This is a genomic window from Sphingomonas turrisvirgatae (assembly GCF_001721295.1).
Lineage (GTDB): Bacteria > Pseudomonadota > Alphaproteobacteria > Sphingomonadales > Sphingomonadaceae > Sphingomonas > Sphingomonas turrisvirgatae.
Map to the genome: position 1 here is coordinate 1 of NZ_MDDS01000040.1, position 15912 is coordinate 15912.

The window sequence follows — 15912 nt, forward strand, 5'->3', positions numbered from 1 at the left end:
GGGAGGGGCTGTCAACCGCCACCCTATGAATAGTGATGCGGGCGTATCCGGCGGGGGTCGTGGACAGCGCCTCGACCAGGTAAAACAGGCAGCAACCGCAGGCCGATCGCCACGGTTAGATCAACCGGGTCCGGATGGAGGCCGATGCGCAGAGGGCGCCTCGCAGCGGGCTTCCCTGCCGCTCGTTGTTCGCCGACTGCGCGTGCGCAACCATGTTCTGGAAAGCAGGCAGCGGTGAACCAAATCGGTTATAGCTACTTGACAGCGTCACGTTGATATGGCACAAACATGAACGCTGAAGAATCGCGAGTCGGGGATGCGGGCTGGACGGAAACGTCTGGCCCGTTCGCGTTTGGGGAGATGGACATGGCATGCGGGAGCGGGCGGACGAAGCGTGGATATCCGGCCCGCGCTACGCAGCGGCGCGGGGCGTCGCGGCCCCGCAAGGCAGCGGGCGTCGATCAGCATGCGGTTGGGGCGAGCGCACGCGTCCCGGGTGACATCGCGTGAGCGGCGTGGACGGCGTAGACGCGTCGGTCGCCGACTTGCTCGACCGGCTGATCGCCATGCTGCCGACCGAGCGGGCCGAAGCAATGGCTGCGATGACGGAGCCAATGCGGCGCGCGCTGGCGGATTACTGGTTGGTGTGGGCGCAGTCAGGTCAGGTGGCGCCAGCTGGCGACTGGCGCGTGTGGCTGATCCGCGCCGGGCGCGGCTTTGGCAAGACGCGCGCCGGCAGCGAATGGCTGCACGAGCTGGCGCGCCGGCATCCGCACGGCCGGTTCGCGCTGGTCGGCGCGACGATGGATGAAGTTCGCCGCATCATGGTGGAGGGGCGATCGGGACTGATCGCGACGGCACCGCACGACGCCAAGGTCAAATGGCGGCGCGACGCGGGCGAACTGCACTTTGCCTCCGGCGCGATCGCGTTCAGCTATTCGGCGGCTGCTGCCGAAGGGCTGCGCGGACCGGAGCATCATTTTGCGTGGTGCGACGAACTGGGCAAATGGGGCGAGCGCGGCGAAGCGGCGTGGGACAATCTGATCTTGGGCCTGAGGCTGGGCACGCGGCCGCGCGTGCTGGTGACGACCACGCCACGCGAAACGCCGCTGATGCGCAAGGTGCGCGCATTACCCGCGCTTGTCGAAACGCATGGGCGGACGCGCGACAATCTTTACCTGCCCCGCGACTTCATCGCCGCGATGGAAGCGCAGCATCGTGGTACGCGGTGGGGGCGGCAGGAGTTGGACGGCGAGTTTATCGAGGATGTCGAGGGTGCGCTGTGGACCCGCGCGATGATCGAGGACTGCCGAGGCGAGCCGCCCGTGCAGATCACGCGCGTGGCAGTGGGGGTCGATCCGCCGGCGAGCGCGAGTGGCGATGCTTGCGGGATCGTGGCGGTCGCGCTGGATGGGGCGGGCATTTGCCATGTGCTGGAGGATGCGAGCGTCGAGGGCGCCTCGCCCGAGCGGTGGGCGACGGCGGTCGCGGCGTGCGCGAGCCGGCATCAGGCGGACCGCGTGGTCGCCGAGAAGAATCAGGGCGGCGACATGGTGCGATCGGTGCTGACGGCCGCCGACGTCACGCTGCCGGTCAAGCTGGTGCATGCGAGCCGAGGCAAGGTGGCGCGAGCGGAGCCGGTCGCTGCGGCCTATGCCCGCGGCGCGGTGCGGCATGCCGGTGTCTTCCCGATGCTGGAGGATGAATTGTGCGGTCTCGTGACCGGCGGCGGCTATGAAGGACCGGGCCGCTCGCCCGATCGTGCCGATGCGCTGGTGTGGGCGGTGAGCGAATTGCGCCTGGGCATGAGGCGCAAGGCACGGGTCGAACGGTTGTGATGCCGCCAGCTTGCGCTAGAGCGGCGGCATGACTCCGCGCGAACTGATCGATGTGGCCGAAGTGCCGGGTGGCGAGCCGTTGAGGCTGTTCAGGCGCGGAAACGATTTCATGATCGTGCTCGAGCGGAACGAGCTGATGTCCAGCCGCATGAGCGGGTCGGAAGAGGCGCTGTCCGAGATGACGCTGGCGCGGCTGCAATCGCCGGCCGACGCGCAGGTCCTGATCGGCGGCTATGGCATGGGCTTTACGTTGCGCAAGGCACTGGCGCTGATGGGGCCGAACGCGCGCTGCACCGTCGCCGAGCTGGTGCCCAAGATCGTCGAATGGGCGCGGGGCCCGATGGCGGAACTGGCAGCCGGGTGCCTGGACGATCCGCGTACAAAGATCGTGATCGATGACGTGGGCGCGGTGATCGGGCGGGCACGCGCGCAGTATGACGCCATCATGCTGGACGTCGATAACGGGCCGGACGGGCTGACGCGGCTGGACAATGACCGGCTGTATACGATGCGCGGGCTTGATCGCGCGCGAACGGCATTGAAGCCGGGCGGGGTGCTTGCCGTGTGGTCGGCGGCACCGGACGATCGCTTCAGGCGGCGGATGGGCGATGCGGGGTTTGCGGTCGAGGAAGTGGCGGTTCGTGCGCGCCAGAATGGCAAGGGGCCGCGCCATGTCATCTGGTTCGGGGTGAAGCGGTAGCGCCGCAGCGTTGAACATCAGGGTGGCGTGACATCCGGCGCTCGCCGGGATGACGGATTAGCTGGAGTTTTCATCATGAAATGGTTCGGACGCAGGTCCGGGCGCGATGGGTCGCGTCCGGTGTTGGCGCGTGGGCAGGGGACGCTGAGCGCGCTGGGCGAGTGGCCGCAAAGCTATGAGGCGCAGGTGCGCGACGGCTATGCCGGTAATCCGGTGGCTCAGCGCGCGGTAAAGATCGTGGCCGAGGCCGTGGCAAGTGCGCCGCTGGCGGGATCGGACGCGGCGCTGGTGGAGCTGGTGAGCGCGCGAGTGCAGGGGCAGGAACTGGGCGCGCTGTTGACGGCGCAGTTGCTGCTCCACGGCAACGCATATGTTCAGATCCTGAGCGATGGCGCGGGCGGCGTGGCCGAGTTGTTTCCGTTGCGACCCGAACGGATCAGCGTCGAGACCGATGCCGGCGGCTGGCCGATTGCCTATCGCTATCGCGTCGGTGGATCGGTCAGCCGGATCGCGGCGGAGGACGAGGCCGGTCGGCCGCAGATCGTTCATTTGCGTGGATTCAATCCGCTGGACGATCATTATGGCCTGGGATGCCTTGGCGCGGCGAGCGGCGCGGTGGCGATCCACAATGCCGCGACACGCTGGAACAAGGCGCTGCTGGACAACGCCGCCCGGCCATCGGGGGCGCTGGTCTACGAGCCGGGCGATGGCAGCGCGCTATCGTCGGACCAGTTCGAGCGGCTGAAGGGCGAGATGGAAGCAGGCTTTGCCGGCGCCAGAAATGCCGGCCGTCCGATGTTGCTGGAGGGAGGTTTGCGCTGGCAGGCGATGAGCCTGACGCCGGCCGACATGGACTTTGTCGGGCTGAAGGCAGCGTCGGCGCGCGAGATCGCGCTGGCGTTTGGCGTGCCGCCGATGCTGATCGGCCTGCCGGGCGACAACAGCTATGCGAACTATCGCGAAGCTAATCGCGCAGTGTGGCGCCTGACGATCCTGCCGCTGGCCGACACGATCCTGACCGGGCTGGCGCAGGGGCTGAGCGGCTGGTTCGACGGAGCAAAGCTGTGGGTCGAGGTCGACAAGGTGCCGGCGATGGCAGAGGACCGTGAGCGATTGTGGCGCAGCGTCAGCGCGGCGGACTTCCTGAGCGACGACGAGAAACGCGAATTGCTGGGACTGGAGCGATGAACGGCGGCCTGTTGGCGCAGCTGATGGCGCAAGGTGTGGCCGAGGGAGCGGACATGGCGACGCTGCGCGCCATTGCCGAGGAAGCAGGCGAACTCGGCGCAAGCCGGGCGCTGACGCGGCTGGGCCTGGCCGATGCGAGCGCGGCGAAGGACATGGCGGAGCTGCGCGAGCTGCTGGGCGCGTGGCGGGATGCGAAGAAGTCGGCGGTGCAGGCGGTGGCGGGCTGGGTCGTGCGGATGCTGTTGGCGCTGGTGATGGTGGGGCTGGCGGTCAAGCTGGGGTTCTGGGGATTGAGCAAGTGACTCGTTTCGCCGGCTATGCCGCAGTGTTCGATGCGCCGGATCGTGGCGGCGACGTGATCCGTCCAGGGGCGTTCGGTGCGTGGGTGAGACGCGTGCCGCTGTTATGGCAGCATCGCGGGCCACCGGTCGGGGTGATCGAAACGATTGGCGAGGACGCGCGCGGACTGCGCGTGACCGGGCGCGTGGACGTGCCCGAGCTGGCCGGGCTGGTGGCGCGGGGTGCGGTGGACGGCCTGTCGTTCGGTTATCGCGTGAAGGCGGCGCGACATGGGCAGTGGCGCGAGATCCGCGCGCTGGAGCTGTGCGAAGTAAGCCTGGTGGCGCGGCCGATGCAGAAGCTGGCGCGCGTGCATGCGATTGCGGCGAGCGATCAGCCGGTCAGATAGCTGAACAGGCGCATCAGCGAGAAGCGCGTGTTGCTGTAGGCATTGATGAACAGGCAGATCAACGCGGCGAGGCTCAAGGCCACGGCGAAGCGGTGCCGAAGCGCCATCGCCCCGCCAAGCAAGGCAAACCCGGTCAAGTTCACCAGCGCGTAGGCAATGAGCTGGTCGGGCCTGACCTTGGCGCTTTCGTGGAACAGGATCAGGAGGTTCACGGCGACGAGCAAGCCAAGAACGATGCGGCGATTGCGGAAGAAGTAGGCATCGAGATCCGGCCACTCTTCGACATCGCGCGGGACGACGAGCACGCTTGCCGCAAAGGTGGCCACGCCGATCAAGGTCGGCACCGCCAGGCCGAGCATGGAAATCTGCACCGTCCGCATGCTGGTCCAAGCGTCGATGAACAGCGCCATCAGCTGAAGAAACACCACCGCGCCGAGCAACGGCGTGAGCAGGCCGAGCCGAGGTCGCTGGCGATGGCGCATGAGGTTCATGAAGCCGAGCAGCAGCTCAGCGACCGCCAGGCCGACGAGCAGCGAGTAAAAGGTCATGAAGAATTCAAACTGGCTCATCGCCGTGGCCCCCCGGCCCGCAGCTTAGAGCGGGGCGACGGTAACGCAATCGATCAGGCCGAGCGGCACGACTCATCTTCATCGCGCCCGCTTGGCGCTGTCGCCTTGCCCGACATGGGGCAGGATTTATTCACGTGGGAGAAAGACATGGAAACGAAGGCAGACGCCCTCGAACAATCGTTCGAGGCGATCGAAGGCATGGGCGTGCCGGCGGCGCGACCGATGTTGAGCGGGGCGCGGGCACCGGGGATCAGCGGCGCGGTGTTCGAAGGATTCCTTCGCAGCGGTGACGGCGCGCTCGAGATGAAAGCGATGTCCGGGGCGACCGATGGCGCGGGCGGCTATGCCATCCCGCGGGAGATCGATGCGCTGGTCGATACGACGCTCGCGTCGATCTCGCCGATCCGCGCCATCGCCAATGTGGTGACAGTGGGCAGCGCCGGCTATCGCAAGCTGGTCGCATCGGGCGGGACGCCATCGGGCTGGGCGGCGGAGACAGGCGCGCGCACCGAAACGGCGACGGCGGCGTTCAACGAGATCGCGCCGCCGATGGGCGACCTCTATGCGAACCCGGCGGCGAGCCAGGCGATGCTCGACGACGCGGCGTTCGATGTGGAAGCCTGGCTGGCGGACGAGATCGCTCGGGAGTTCGCCCGGGCCGAGGGCGCGGCCTTTGTCAGCGGCAACGGGACGAACAAGCCCAAGGGGTTCCTCAGCTATGCGACCGCCGCCACCGGCGACGGCGCGCGCGCGTTCGGAACACTGCAGCATGTCGCGTCCGGCGCTGCCGGCGCGTTCGCGGCGGATCCTGAAGAAAAGCTGATCGACCTGGTCCAGGCGCTGCGACCGCCCTATCGCCAGGGCGCGGTGTTCGTGATGAACTCGGCGACGTTGGCGCGTATCCGCAAGTTCAAGACCACCGACGGTGTGGCGCTATGGCAACCGGCGCTGTCGGCGGCGCAACCGGCCACCCTGCTCGGCTATCCGGTGGTCGAGGCCGAGGACATGCCCGACGTGGCGGCCAATTCGCTGTCGATCGCATTCGGCAACTTCAAGGCGGGATACCTGATCGCCGAGCGCGGCGAGACGCAGATCCTGCGCGATCCGTACAGCAACAAGCCCTTCGTCCACTTCTATGCCACCAAGCGCATCGGCGGCGCGGTGACGAACAGCGAGGCAATCAAGGTCATGAAGTTTGCCGCAGCCTGACAGCGGCAGTGACAAGCCGATGACCCTCGTGGCCGGCTGAAGCGGCGGGGCGGGCGGAGATGCGCCCGCCCCATTTGCAAGATCAACAATCGAGGAGCGTGAGATGGATTCACCGCCCTTTCCGCAGGCGGCCATCGCGGCTGCGCGCGAGGCTGTGCGCGCGGAATTGCGTATCGACGGTAGCGGTGACGATGCGGCGATCGAGCGCATGGCAGCGGCCGCGCTCGCGCTGTGCGAGGCGTTCACGGGCCAGGCGCTGATCGCGCGCGAATGGGAGCAGATGCTGACGCCATCGCGCGAGTGGCAGTTGCTGAGCCCGGTTCCGGCGATTGCGATCGGCGGGGTAGAAGCTGTCGACGTGGACGCCGTCGGCACTGCCGTTCCTGCCGGGCGCTATGCGATTGACATCGATGCGGGGGGACGCGGCTGGGTGCGGATCGCGGCGAAAGAAGGCGAGCAGCGGTTCCGCGTTCAGCTGACGGCGGGGCTTTGTGCCGGCTGGGACGAGCTGCCGCCGCCGATCATGCAAGGTGTTACGCGGATGGCGGCGCATCTGCTGGAGGCGCGGGACGGCAGCGCGCCGCCGGCGGCTGTTGCGGCGCTGTGGCGGCCGTGGCGCCGGATGCGGCTGTCACCGGAGCGGCGGGCATGACCGCGCAGGTCGGGCGGGGCGGCGCGGCCGCCGTTGCCCGCCAATCCCGACAGATGCCGGGCGGATCGCCGAGGCCGTTCCGGGCGTGAGGGCAGATGCCGTCCCGGGCGGCGTGGCGATCGAAGGCCGTAGATTGCGCCGCGACGCGCGGCTGCGCTGGATAGCGGGGCTGCTCAAATGAGCGCGCACATTGAACTGCAGGCAGCGCTGGTCGCGGCAATCGCAAGCGATCCGGTGCTGAGCGATACGTTGACGCGGGTCTTCGATGCGCCGCCGATCCGCGCCGCGCGGCCCTATGCCCTGGTCGAAGATGCCGTGCTGACCGACTGGAGCACCAAGGACATGGCGGGGCGCGAGGGGCGGGTGGCGGTGACGCTGTTCGACCTGGGCGAGCGTCCGGTGCGCGCACAGCAGTTGGCCGGTTCGACGGAGGAAGCAGTCCTGGCCATGCCCGCACAGCTGGGCGGCGGGTGGCGGATCATAAGCTTGATGCTGATCCGGAGCCGGCTGGTCCGGGAGGGCGAGGGGCGCTGGGCAGCGACGAGTGAATTTCGGATTCGGATGTTGAGGGAGGGATGAAATGGCAGCGGAAAAGGGCAGCGCATTCTTGTTGAAGGTCGGCGATGGTGGATCGCCCGTGGCTTATGCGACGGTCGCTGGACTGCGCACGACGCAGCTGAGCGTCAATGGCGAAGCAGTGACCATCACGTCGAAGGACTCAGGTGGTTGGCGCGAGCTGCTGTCCGGCGCGGGGGTGCGGTCGGTGAGCGTATCGGGCGCGGGGGTGTTCACCGGATCGGCGGCGGAAGCGCGGGTCAAGGCCAATGCGCTGTCCGGGGTACTGGACGACTATCGCCTGAGCTTCGAGAGCGGGGCGACGATGACCGGGCGGTTCCTGGTCACCCGGCTGGACTATGCCGGCGACTTCAATGGCGAGCGTTCCTACACGTTGAACCTGGAGAGCTCCGGCGCCGTGGTGTCGGCGTGAGCGGTGACGCGGGTCACCCTCACGTGCCTGTCCCGGGCGGAACACGGAATCTGGCGAATCCCGCGCGTGGAGAGGCCAGTTTGCGGGTCGGCGGGGTAAGCCTGGTATTGCGGCCGAGTTTCGCCGCGTTGGTGGCGGCCGAGGAGGAAGTAGGGCCGCTGTTCGCGCTGGTCGAGCGCGCCGCCGACGGCCGGCTTGGTTTGAGCGAGATGGTCGCGCTGTTCTGGCACTGCCTGCGCGAACGGCCTGAGGGGCTGACTCGGGAAGCGTTCGGTGAGGGGGTCGCGGCCGGCGGACTGGCAACGGCGACGCCGGCGCTCAAGCTGCTGCTGGGGCAGATCCTGGCCGGACGATGAGCGAGTTCGCGCAAGCTGCCGCGCGGCTGGCGGGACAAGCGGGGGTCGTGTTCGGCTGGACCCCGGACGTGTTCTGGGCGGCGACCCCAGACGAGTTGTCGACCCTGGTGCGCGCGCTGGCCGGTGACGAGGTCGCGCCACCCGACCGGGCCGCGATCGCGCGCATGATGGAGACTTTTCCCGATGGATGAAGAGATCGAGCGGCTGGTGATCAGCGTGCGTGCCGACACACAGGGCTTTGCGCGTGATGTCGCCGAGATGCGCGGGACGATCGACGGTCCGTTGCAAGCCGGGGCGGATCGCGCCGGCGATGCGATCGAGCGCGCGATGCTGCGCGCCGCGCGGACCGGCAAGCTTGGGTTCGAGGATCTGAAACGCGTGGCCCTGCAAGTGCTTGGCGAGATCGCGTCCGAAGCGATGCGCGGCGGGCTGAATACGATCCTCGGGCGCGGCGGGGGCGGCGGGCTGGGAGGTGCGTTGAGTGGGCTGTTGGGACTGCCGGGACGTGCCACGGGCGGGCCTGTGACGGGCGGCCGCGCCTATGTCGTGGGTGAGCGCGGGCCAGAGTTGTTCGTGCCGGCCGCCAGCGGGCGGGTGGAAGCGCCGCAGATGGACGGGAACCGCGACGTGCGCGTCGCGATCACGATCAATGCGCCGCGCGGCGAGAACGCCGCGGCCATGCAGCAATCGAGCCGGCAGGTCGCACGCGCGGTGCGGGCTGCGCTGATGGAGGCCGAGTAATGGGATACTGGCTCGCCAAGCAGCGAACGGTGCAGGCCCAGGGGTTCATGACGCGCTTCGATCCGCGGTTCTGGACCGTCAACTTCCCGCGGCCAATGATGGCGAGTGTGGTGAGCACGGCACCGGATGCGCTGCGCGTCGATGCGGTGTTCTATCGCCAGGACGATCTGGCGGGGCTGATCTGGGAGAGCGAGGACCGGCACGACCATGCATTGCTCGCCTATGAGACGCGGCGGGACTATCGCGACTGTCGGTTGCGGTTCCGCTGGCGATCCTCGGGTGTGCTGCCGCTGGACGCGGTGAACGGTCCGGTGCTGACGATCGAAGGGCGCGATGCGACGGGCGAGCTGCGCGCCTGGTACGTACGGCTGTGGAATCATGCGCAGGGCACGCCAGAGGATGCCACAGTCTCGATCGACTTCGCCAGCGTCGTGGGCGGCTTCATGCTGCCGGACGAGGCCGATCCGCTATGGGCCGGCGATATCGATCGGATGTTCGTGAGCCTGGTACCGGCAGGCTTTACGGCGGTCGACGCAGCGCTGGACCCGCCGGTCGATGCCTGGGTCGAACTGAGCGAGATCGCAGTCGAAGGGCCGGGCGCCGTGCTCGGGATCGGCGAGGTGGTGGTGCCCGAGCATGGGCTGTCGATCTGCAGCGGCTATGACGACAGCTATCATATGACGCCCGCCCGGCTGCTGCGGAATGCGCTGCAGCTCGGTTATCGCGGGGACATCGTCCACTATGTCGGGATGAGCCATTATTTCCGGCTCGAAGCGGTCGGTGACGGTTATTGCGTGAGCCTGACGGGCGGAGCGCTGAATGGACCGTGCGCTGCGTGGCATGCCGATTTCGCGAAGCGGGCGAAGGCGCTGGGGTTCGGCATCATCTGGTCGTTGAGCTACGAGCTGTTCGATGCGCATTGCCCGGAAGCGTGGAAGCAGCGCGCGCATGACGGGTCGCCTGCGCTGACCGGGTGGACGCCGCCTTCGACCTTGCTGTCGCCTGCAAAGGGCGAGGCGGTGGCATATCTGCAAGCAGTCGCGCGTGCTTTTGTCGGCATCGGCTCGGCGGCGGGGTTGGCGATCAAGTTCCAGGTCGGCGAGCCATGGTGGTGGGTGATGCCGGATGGCCGGCTGTGCATCCATGATGCGGCGGCGCGGGCGGCGCTGGGGGATCCGGCCGAGCAGAACGTGCGCGGCGATCCCGATACGGCGGTGCTGGATGCGGCGGGTGCGTTGCTTGCAGCGTCGACGGCAGCGCTGTGCGAAGCGGTGCGAGCGGATGCCGCGGACGCCATTTTGCTGCTCCTCGCCTATTTGCCGACCGTGCTGGATCTCGCCGCGCCGGAAGTCAAGCGCGCGAACCTCCCGGTCGAGTGGGCGTACCCCGCCTTCGACATGCTGCAGCTGGAGGATTACGACTGGGCCGCGGCCGGCAATGGCGTGGCGACGGCGCGCGGCGTTGCGCTGGCCGAAACGCGCCTGGGCTATCCGGTCGATCGGCAGCATTATTTCGCGGGCTTCGTGCTGAATCGCGAAGACGCGCACCAGTGGCGCGGCATCGTCGACGCAGCGGATGCGGCGCAACGTCGCGGCGTTGCGGCGACGTTCATCTGGGCGCTGCCGCAGGTGATCCGTGATGGCTTTACCTATTTCGATCAGGAGGACGATGTGCAGGCGTTCGACGACGTGCTGTTCCCGCTGGCGCTGGGCCGTGACGCGGAAGTTGTGCCCGAGGTTTCAACGGCGATCCTGACCAGCGCCGGGGGGCATGAGGCGCGCAGCGCGGCGTGGGCGGAGGCGCGCACTCGCTACGATGTGGGGCCGGGAGTGCGGAGCGAGGCCGATATCCGCGAACTCCTGGCCTTTTACCGCGCGCGAATGGGCCCGGCGCGCGCCTTCCGCCTGCGCGATCCGTTCGACGACTGTTCGAACGATGGTGGCGAGCCGCGACCCATCGATCAAGTGATCGGCGAAGGCGATGGCGCGCGGCAATCCTTTGGCCTGGTCAAACACTATGGCGAGGTCAGCCGGCGCATCACGCGCCCAGTCAGCGGCAGCGTGCGAGTAGCGGTGAACGGGGTGGAAACACCCGCCTTCGAGCTGGACGAGGGCGGCGTCGTCGTACTGGATACGCCACCGTCCGCAGGCGCGGTCTTGACCGCGGGGTTCCGCTTCGACGTGATGGTGCGCTTTGCGGAAGATCAATTGCCGGTGAGCCGGGCGACCTATCTTGCCGGTGTGGCACCCAGCGTACCGCTGGTCGAAGTGCGTGACGCATGAGCTGGCTGGACGAGCCGCTGGCCACGATCGCGCTGTGCTGGCGGATCGATCGCCGTGACGGAGTCACGATCGGCCTTACCGCACATGACCGCGATTTGACGATCGACGAGCTGATCTATCGCGCGTCGCCGGGCGTCGCGCCTTCTGCGATCAAGCGCAGCGCGTCGTTCGACGCGGACAGCATGGACATGACCGGCACCCTGACCGGCGCAGCGATCAGCGAGCGCGATCTGCTGGCGGGGCGTTGGGATGGCGCGCAGGTGACTCTGTTCGCAGCCGATTGGTGCAATCCCGCGGAGCATGTTTCGATCGGGACGGGAACGATCGGCGCGGTCGAGACGCGCGATGGTGCGCTGACCGCCGAGTTGCGCGGAGCAGCGGCCGCGCTCGCTGCGCCCGTTACGGAAAGCACCTCCCCTGAGTGTCGAGCGATGTTGGGCGATCGGCGCTGCCGCGTGGCGATGGCTGGCCGGACGCACATGGCGCGAGTCGAGCGGCTGGATGGAACCATGCTGACGCTGGCGGGCGGACTGCCGGCCTCCGACGTCTATGCCGGCGGAAGCGTGCGTTGGCTGACCGGACCGAATAGCGGGCTGGAGGATGCGGTCAGCGCGTCCGACACTAACGGCGTGACGCTGCGCACGCCCCCGCGCTTTGCGGCGACCAGTGCGCTGATCGAACTGCGCGAGGGATGCGACAAGTCGATCGCAACCTGTGCGAACCGGTTCGGCAATGCCGCCAATTTTCGCGGCGAGCCGTATTTGCCGGGGATCGACCTGTTGACTCGATATCCGGGCGCATGACACCGATCGAGCGGGCGCGCACCGCGATCGGCACGCGGTTTCGGGTGCACGGCAGGGGCGGACCGGCGGGGATCGACTGCGTCGGGCTTGCCGCGCTTGCCTATGACGTGGCCCCGCCGCGCGGTTACGGATTGCGGACCGGCGACGCGGAAATGGCTGCTGCGATTGTCGCGGCATTGGGTCTGACACAAGTCAGCGATGAACGGGTCGGCGACCTCGTGCTGTTTCGAGCGGGGCCGGGGCAGCTGCACTTCGGAATCGCAAGCGAGGGCGGCGTCATCCATGCCGACGCGATGTTGCGGCGCGTGGTCGAGCGACCCGGGACGCCGCCCTGGACCGCGCTGATGCGCTGGCGAAAGGATTAGAGATGGCTACGTTGTTGCTGACGACGCTGGGAGGCGCTGTTGGTGGGCCGATCGGCGCGATGGTCGGCGGGCTGCTGGGGCAGCGCGTCGACCGCGAGATCTTCAGGCCGAAGGGACGCGAGGGGCCACGCCTCTCGGAGCTTAAGCTGCAAAGCTCAAGCTATGGCACACCCATCCCGCAGGTGTTCGGAACCCTTCGCATCGCGGGGTCGGTGATCTGGGCGACCGACTTGGTCGAACATCGTCGTCGCGAAGGCGGTAAGGGCAGGCCGACGACGACCAGCTATAGTTATAGCGCCTCGTTCGCGGTCGCCCTGTCCGCGCGGCCGATCATTGGCGTCGGGCGGATTTGGGCTGACGGCAAGCTGTTGCGCGGCGCGGCGTCAGACTGGAAGGCGGCGACGGGGTTCCGCCTCCATCTCGGCGGCGAAGATCAGGGACCCGACCCCCTGATCGCGGCGGCTGAAGGCACGTCGCTTGCGCCGGCACACCGCGGAACCGCTTACGCTGTGTTCGAAGACTTGGACCTGACCGACTTCGGCAACCGTATTCCCTCACTGAGTTTCGAGGTAATCGCCGACCCGGGGGACGTGACAGCGGGCGCAATCTGCGCGGCCGTGTCACAGGGGCGGATCGATCCGGGTGACGCGGTGGGTCCGATCGCCGGCTTTTCCGCTTACGGCCAATCGCAGCGCGGTGTGATCGAGCCGCTGGTGCAAGCGATGGGTGCGTGGCCGCTCGCGGCGGGCGATCGGCTTCACCTGGCAGCGGGCGTCGGAGCGGATATCAGCGTGCATCAAGTGGGCGCAAGCGGCCCTGGTCGCCGTCACATCGCGCCGGTCGATCGCGTGCCGCACGCGGTGGCAGTAAGCCATTACGATCCGGCCCGAGACTATCAGGCGGAGCTGCAACAGGCATCGCGGCCTGGTCCTGGCAATCGCGTTGAAGCAATTGAGCTCCCGGCCGCGCTCGACGCCGGTGCAGCAAAGGGATTGGCCGAGGCGATGCTGTCGCGCGCAGAGATGGAGCGTGAACGCAGGATCGTAGACACGAACTGGCAAGCGATGGGGATCGCGCCGGGCGAGCGCGTCGTGATCAAGGGCGAACCGGGCCAGTGGCGGGTCGTTGACTGGTCGCTCGAGCGGATGGCCGTAACGCTGGAGCTGGCGCGGATCGCACCTGCTCCGATCCAAGCCGCTGCCACGCCGGGGCGTTTTCTGCCATCGCCTGATCAGCAAGCCGGCGAGACGATCCTGCAAGCTTTCGAGGTGCCGCATCTGGGCGAGGGTATGTTGGCCGCACCGCGCATCCTGGTCGCTGCGGGCGGGACTGCGCCGGGCTGGCGACGAGCTGCGCTCTCGGTGAGCATGGATGACGGGACGAGCTGGCAACCCGCCGGTGCCACGGCGCTTCCCGCGACGATTGGAGTCGTCGAACATCCTCCCGGTGTGGCGGCCGCTGAGCTGGAGGACCTGCGCAATGAGGCGGTGGTGCAGTTGGCCCATGGCGGCATGCAGCTGCACGACGCCGATGCAGCTGGGATGGATCGTGGTGCGAACCTGGCGTTGCTTGGCGATGAGTTGTTGCAATTCGGCGAAGCCGAGCCGCTGGGCGACAATCGCTGGCGACTTCGCAGGCTGTGGCGTGGACGGCGCGGAACCGAGGCTGCGATCGGACATGCTGCCGGCGGCGGTCGGTTCGTGATGATCGAAGCAGGCAAGTTGACGGACTACGAGGTGCCGGTTGGCAGCAACGCAGTCCGTATTATGGCGACGTCGCCAAGCGATCCACACGGCGTCGAGCGAACCGTCCATTGCAACGGCAGTTCCTGCACGCCGCCCAGTCCGGTCGCATTGCAGGCATTGTTCAATAACGACGGTAGCGTCGATTTGACCTGGGTGCGCCGCAGCCGATCGGGTTGGCGCTGGACCGATGGGGCCGATGTTCCCCTCGGTGAAGAGGCTGAACGCTATCAAGTGCGCATCGTGCCGAGTTCCGGCACCCCGACGATCATCGAAACAAGCATTCCGATGATCGCCTTGTCTGCCGATGCGTGGGGCGAAGGCATTGATGTCGAGGTTCGACAAGGGGGCAACCACGGCCTGTCGCCGCCGGCAGTCATCACCATTCCACCGCTGGAGGATACGGGCGTATGAGCCTTACCACATGTTTTGACTTGCCGCTGCTCGCCGCAGGACAGGCTCAAAAGGAGCTGTTTCACAACGAGGCCCTGGTCCGCATCGATGCGCTGCTTCATCCGATGGTCGAGACCATCGCGTCGGAGCCGCCGTCCGCAGACCCAGTGCCTGGACAGCTCTGGATCGTCGATGCGGCACCTACAGGCGCGTGGAGCGGCATGGCGGCGCATCTGGCGCTATGGAGCGAAAGCGGCTGGTGCTTCATTGCGCCGCGTGAGGGGTTGACGGTCACGCTTCGCCACAGCGGTTTGCCGGCAAGATGGCACGAAGCAGACTGGGAAATCGGGCCCCTTCGAGCGAGCGGGATCCTGGTCGAGGGTGAGCGCGTCCTTGCCGCGCGCCAGCCGCCGATCCAGGAACCGGCAGGCGGCGCGATTGTCGATGAGGCCGCACGATCGGTGATCGGCGAGGTTCTCACCGCATTGCGCACCCATGGCCTAATCTCCAGCTGAAAAACTGTGACGTTCCGGCAACAGTCCCCGGATTTTGTGCGCTTGCGCGGAAACTTTGCAGCCGTTAGGAAGTTAGCGCTGTCCGAAGTGACAACCAAGAAAGGGGATTATGATGCGGAAGCTTGCCATAACGCTGGCACTTGCTTCGACCGCTCTGAGCACGCCCGTCCTTGCAAAGGACGACGCGTGGTACGTGGGTATCGAAGGCGGCGCGATGATTGTCGAGGATATCGACTTCGATATCGGCGCCACGGCTGATGCCGGCACGGTCGACCACAACTATGGCTGGGATGTCGGTGGTACCATCGGCTATGACTTTGGTGGGTTCCGTGCAGAAGCGGAAGTCAGCTATCGTCAGGCAGGTGTCGACGCCTACCGTTCGACGCTCACCACGCCGGCCTACAACGCGGCGGGCGCGATCGTCGCTTCGCCGGCTGGCACCTATGACTATGCTGGCGGCAAGACCTCGGCCCTGAGCTTCATGGTCAACGGTCTGCTCGACTTCGGCGAAGACGACGGCGTGCAGGGCTTCATCGGCGGCGGCGTCGGCGTTGCTCGCGTGAAGGGCGAATATGCCCTGAACACGCGCGGCGCGTTCCTCGACGATTCCGACACCGTGTTCGCCTGGCAGGCGCTCGCCGGCATTCGTCAGCCGATCAGCGAGAACGTCGACGTCACCCTGAAGTACCGCTTCTTCAACGCGGACAACGTTCGTCTGGTCGACGTGACCGGCCGTACGGCGGAAGGTCGTTTCCGTTCGCACAGCATCATGGGCGGCGTGACCTTCAACTTCGGTGCGCCGACTCCGCCGCCGCCGCCGCGCGTGTTCAGGGCATATTCGCCCTTCACGCGAGCAACGCCGACGCCGCCGCCGATGAAGCCC

At 67.4% G+C, this 15912-nt stretch carries 19 protein-coding genes; 18 read left to right on the top strand and 1 reads right to left on the bottom strand.

All coding sequences use genetic code 11. The features are described 5' to 3' along the window. Window positions 1–566 precede the first annotated feature (566 nt). From BFL28_RS14180 to BFL28_RS14200, 5 genes are all read left to right on the top strand, one after another. Complete coding sequence (locus BFL28_RS14180; RefSeq protein WP_069321224.1) at window positions 567–1838, top strand: DNA-packaging protein; 1272 nt, start codon at window positions 567–569, stop codon at window positions 1836–1838. Window positions 1839–1866: 28 nt separating this feature from the next. Further along, window positions 1867–2538, top strand: coding sequence for a spermidine synthase (locus BFL28_RS14185; RefSeq protein ID WP_069321208.1), 672 nt, complete (start codon window positions 1867–1869; stop codon window positions 2536–2538). A 75-nt stretch (window positions 2539–2613) separates the two neighbouring features. After that, window positions 2614–3726, top strand: a complete 1113-nt coding sequence (locus BFL28_RS14190; protein WP_069321209.1) for a phage portal protein — start codon at window positions 2614–2616, stop codon at window positions 3724–3726. After that, the gene (locus tag BFL28_RS14195; RefSeq protein WP_069321210.1) at window positions 3723–4028 is read left to right on the top strand and encodes a DUF6127 family protein; all 306 of its coding nucleotides are present in this window, start codon (window positions 3723–3725) and stop codon (window positions 4026–4028) included. The genes BFL28_RS14190 and BFL28_RS14195 overlap by 4 nt, the downstream gene beginning before the upstream one ends. Further along, window positions 4025–4414, top strand: a complete 390-nt coding sequence (locus tag BFL28_RS14200) for an HK97 family phage prohead protease (RefSeq protein ID WP_241527344.1) — start codon at window positions 4025–4027, stop codon at window positions 4412–4414. Before BFL28_RS14195 ends, BFL28_RS14200 begins: the two co-directional genes overlap by 4 nt. Here the strand turns inward: BFL28_RS14200 and BFL28_RS14205 are convergent. After that, entirely contained in the window at window positions 4399–4983 is a 585-nt protein-coding gene (locus BFL28_RS14205; RefSeq protein ID WP_069321211.1) for a hypothetical protein, read from the bottom strand. The two genes, BFL28_RS14200 and BFL28_RS14205, sit on opposite strands and share 16 nt — an antisense overlap. A 147-nt stretch (window positions 4984–5130) precedes the next feature. Between BFL28_RS14205 and BFL28_RS14210 the strand changes: the two genes are divergently transcribed. The 13 genes from BFL28_RS14210 to BFL28_RS14270 form a co-directional block, all read left to right on the top strand. Next, window positions 5131–6192 (top strand): phage major capsid protein, encoded by a 1062-nt coding sequence (locus BFL28_RS14210; protein WP_069321212.1) that lies wholly within the window; start codon window positions 5131–5133, stop codon window positions 6190–6192. Between the two features lie 103 nt (window positions 6193–6295). After that, complete coding sequence (locus tag BFL28_RS14215) at window positions 6296–6844, top strand: head-tail connector protein (RefSeq protein ID WP_069321213.1); 549 nt, start codon at window positions 6296–6298, stop codon at window positions 6842–6844. A 177-nt stretch (window positions 6845–7021) separates the two neighbouring features. Further along, window positions 7022–7423 carry a DUF3168 domain-containing protein gene (locus BFL28_RS14220; RefSeq protein WP_069321214.1) on the top strand — a complete coding sequence of 134 codons (402 nt, stop codon included), beginning with the start codon at window positions 7022–7024 and terminating at the stop codon, window positions 7421–7423. A gap of 1 nt (window position 7424) precedes the next feature. After that, window positions 7425–7832, top strand: a complete 408-nt coding sequence (locus BFL28_RS14225) for a phage major tail protein, TP901-1 family (RefSeq protein WP_069321215.1) — start codon at window positions 7425–7427, stop codon at window positions 7830–7832. A gap of 50 nt (window positions 7833–7882) precedes the next feature. Beyond that, entirely contained in the window at window positions 7883–8188 is a 306-nt protein-coding gene (locus BFL28_RS14230; RefSeq protein WP_069321226.1) for a gene transfer agent family protein, read from the top strand. Next, the gene (locus tag BFL28_RS14235; RefSeq protein WP_069321216.1) at window positions 8185–8379 is read left to right on the top strand and encodes a phage tail assembly chaperone; all 195 of its coding nucleotides are present in this window, start codon (window positions 8185–8187) and stop codon (window positions 8377–8379) included. Before BFL28_RS14230 ends, BFL28_RS14235 begins: the two co-directional genes overlap by 4 nt. After that, complete coding sequence (locus BFL28_RS14240) at window positions 8372–8929, top strand: tail tape measure protein (protein ID WP_069321217.1); 558 nt, start codon at window positions 8372–8374, stop codon at window positions 8927–8929. Before BFL28_RS14235 ends, BFL28_RS14240 begins: the two co-directional genes overlap by 8 nt. After that, window positions 8929–11211, top strand: a complete 2283-nt coding sequence (locus tag BFL28_RS14245; RefSeq protein ID WP_069321218.1) for a DUF2460 domain-containing protein — start codon at window positions 8929–8931, stop codon at window positions 11209–11211. Before BFL28_RS14240 ends, BFL28_RS14245 begins: the two co-directional genes overlap by 1 nt. Continuing rightward, window positions 11208–12014, top strand: a complete 807-nt coding sequence (locus tag BFL28_RS14250; protein ID WP_069321219.1) for a DUF2163 domain-containing protein — start codon at window positions 11208–11210, stop codon at window positions 12012–12014. Before BFL28_RS14245 ends, BFL28_RS14250 begins: the two co-directional genes overlap by 4 nt. Continuing rightward, window positions 12011–12379: an NlpC/P60 family protein gene (locus tag BFL28_RS14255; RefSeq protein ID WP_069321220.1), complete on the top strand. Its 369-nt coding sequence runs from the start codon at window positions 12011–12013 to the stop codon at window positions 12377–12379. Before BFL28_RS14250 ends, BFL28_RS14255 begins: the two co-directional genes overlap by 4 nt. A gap of 2 nt (window positions 12380–12381) precedes the next feature. Further along, window positions 12382–14535: a phage tail protein gene (locus BFL28_RS14260; protein WP_069321221.1), complete on the top strand. Its 2154-nt coding sequence runs from the start codon at window positions 12382–12384 to the stop codon at window positions 14533–14535. Then, window positions 14532–15029 (top strand): DUF2793 domain-containing protein, encoded by a 498-nt coding sequence (locus BFL28_RS14265; RefSeq protein WP_069321222.1) that lies wholly within the window; start codon window positions 14532–14534, stop codon window positions 15027–15029. Before BFL28_RS14260 ends, BFL28_RS14265 begins: the two co-directional genes overlap by 4 nt. 112 nt (window positions 15030–15141) lie before the next feature. After that, window positions 15142–15912: outer membrane protein (locus BFL28_RS14270; protein WP_069321223.1), on the top strand; the 771-nt coding region annotated here is incomplete at its 3' end.

What these genes read in the sequence shown, in the direction of transcription:
- BFL28_RS14235 (WP_069321216.1), top strand. Translation starts at nt 8,185, where the DNA reads ATGAGCGAGTTCGCGCAAGCTGCCGCGCGGCTGGCGGGACAAGCGGGG.
- BFL28_RS14240 (WP_069321217.1), top strand. Translation starts at nt 8,372, where the DNA reads ATGGATGAAGAGATCGAGCGGCTGGTGATCAGCGTGCGTGCCGACACA.
- BFL28_RS14205 (WP_069321211.1), bottom strand. Translation starts at nt 4,983, where the DNA reads ATGAGCCAGTTTGAATTCTTCATGACCTTTTACTCGCTGCTCGTCGGC.
- BFL28_RS14225 (WP_069321215.1), top strand. Translation starts at nt 7,425, where the DNA reads ATGGCAGCGGAAAAGGGCAGCGCATTCTTGTTGAAGGTCGGCGATGGT.
- BFL28_RS14180 (WP_069321224.1), top strand. Translation starts at nt 567, where the DNA reads ATGCTGCCGACCGAGCGGGCCGAAGCAATGGCTGCGATGACGGAGCCA.
- BFL28_RS14215 (WP_069321213.1), top strand. Translation starts at nt 6,296, where the DNA reads ATGGATTCACCGCCCTTTCCGCAGGCGGCCATCGCGGCTGCGCGCGAG.
- BFL28_RS14265 (WP_069321222.1), top strand. Translation starts at nt 14,532, where the DNA reads ATGAGCCTTACCACATGTTTTGACTTGCCGCTGCTCGCCGCAGGACAG.
- BFL28_RS14190 (WP_069321209.1), top strand. Translation starts at nt 2,614, where the DNA reads ATGAAATGGTTCGGACGCAGGTCCGGGCGCGATGGGTCGCGTCCGGTG.
- BFL28_RS14210 (WP_069321212.1), top strand. Translation starts at nt 5,131, where the DNA reads ATGGAAACGAAGGCAGACGCCCTCGAACAATCGTTCGAGGCGATCGAA.
- BFL28_RS14260 (WP_069321221.1), top strand. Translation starts at nt 12,382, where the DNA reads ATGGCTACGTTGTTGCTGACGACGCTGGGAGGCGCTGTTGGTGGGCCG.
- BFL28_RS14220 (WP_069321214.1), top strand. Translation starts at nt 7,022, where the DNA reads ATGAGCGCGCACATTGAACTGCAGGCAGCGCTGGTCGCGGCAATCGCA.
- BFL28_RS14195 (WP_069321210.1), top strand. Translation starts at nt 3,723, where the DNA reads ATGAACGGCGGCCTGTTGGCGCAGCTGATGGCGCAAGGTGTGGCCGAG.
- BFL28_RS14245 (WP_069321218.1), top strand. Translation starts at nt 8,929, where the DNA reads ATGGGATACTGGCTCGCCAAGCAGCGAACGGTGCAGGCCCAGGGGTTC.
- BFL28_RS14255 (WP_069321220.1), top strand. Translation starts at nt 12,011, where the DNA reads ATGACACCGATCGAGCGGGCGCGCACCGCGATCGGCACGCGGTTTCGG.
- BFL28_RS14250 (WP_069321219.1), top strand. Translation starts at nt 11,208, where the DNA reads ATGAGCTGGCTGGACGAGCCGCTGGCCACGATCGCGCTGTGCTGGCGG.
- BFL28_RS14185 (WP_069321208.1), top strand. Translation starts at nt 1,867, where the DNA reads ATGACTCCGCGCGAACTGATCGATGTGGCCGAAGTGCCGGGTGGCGAG.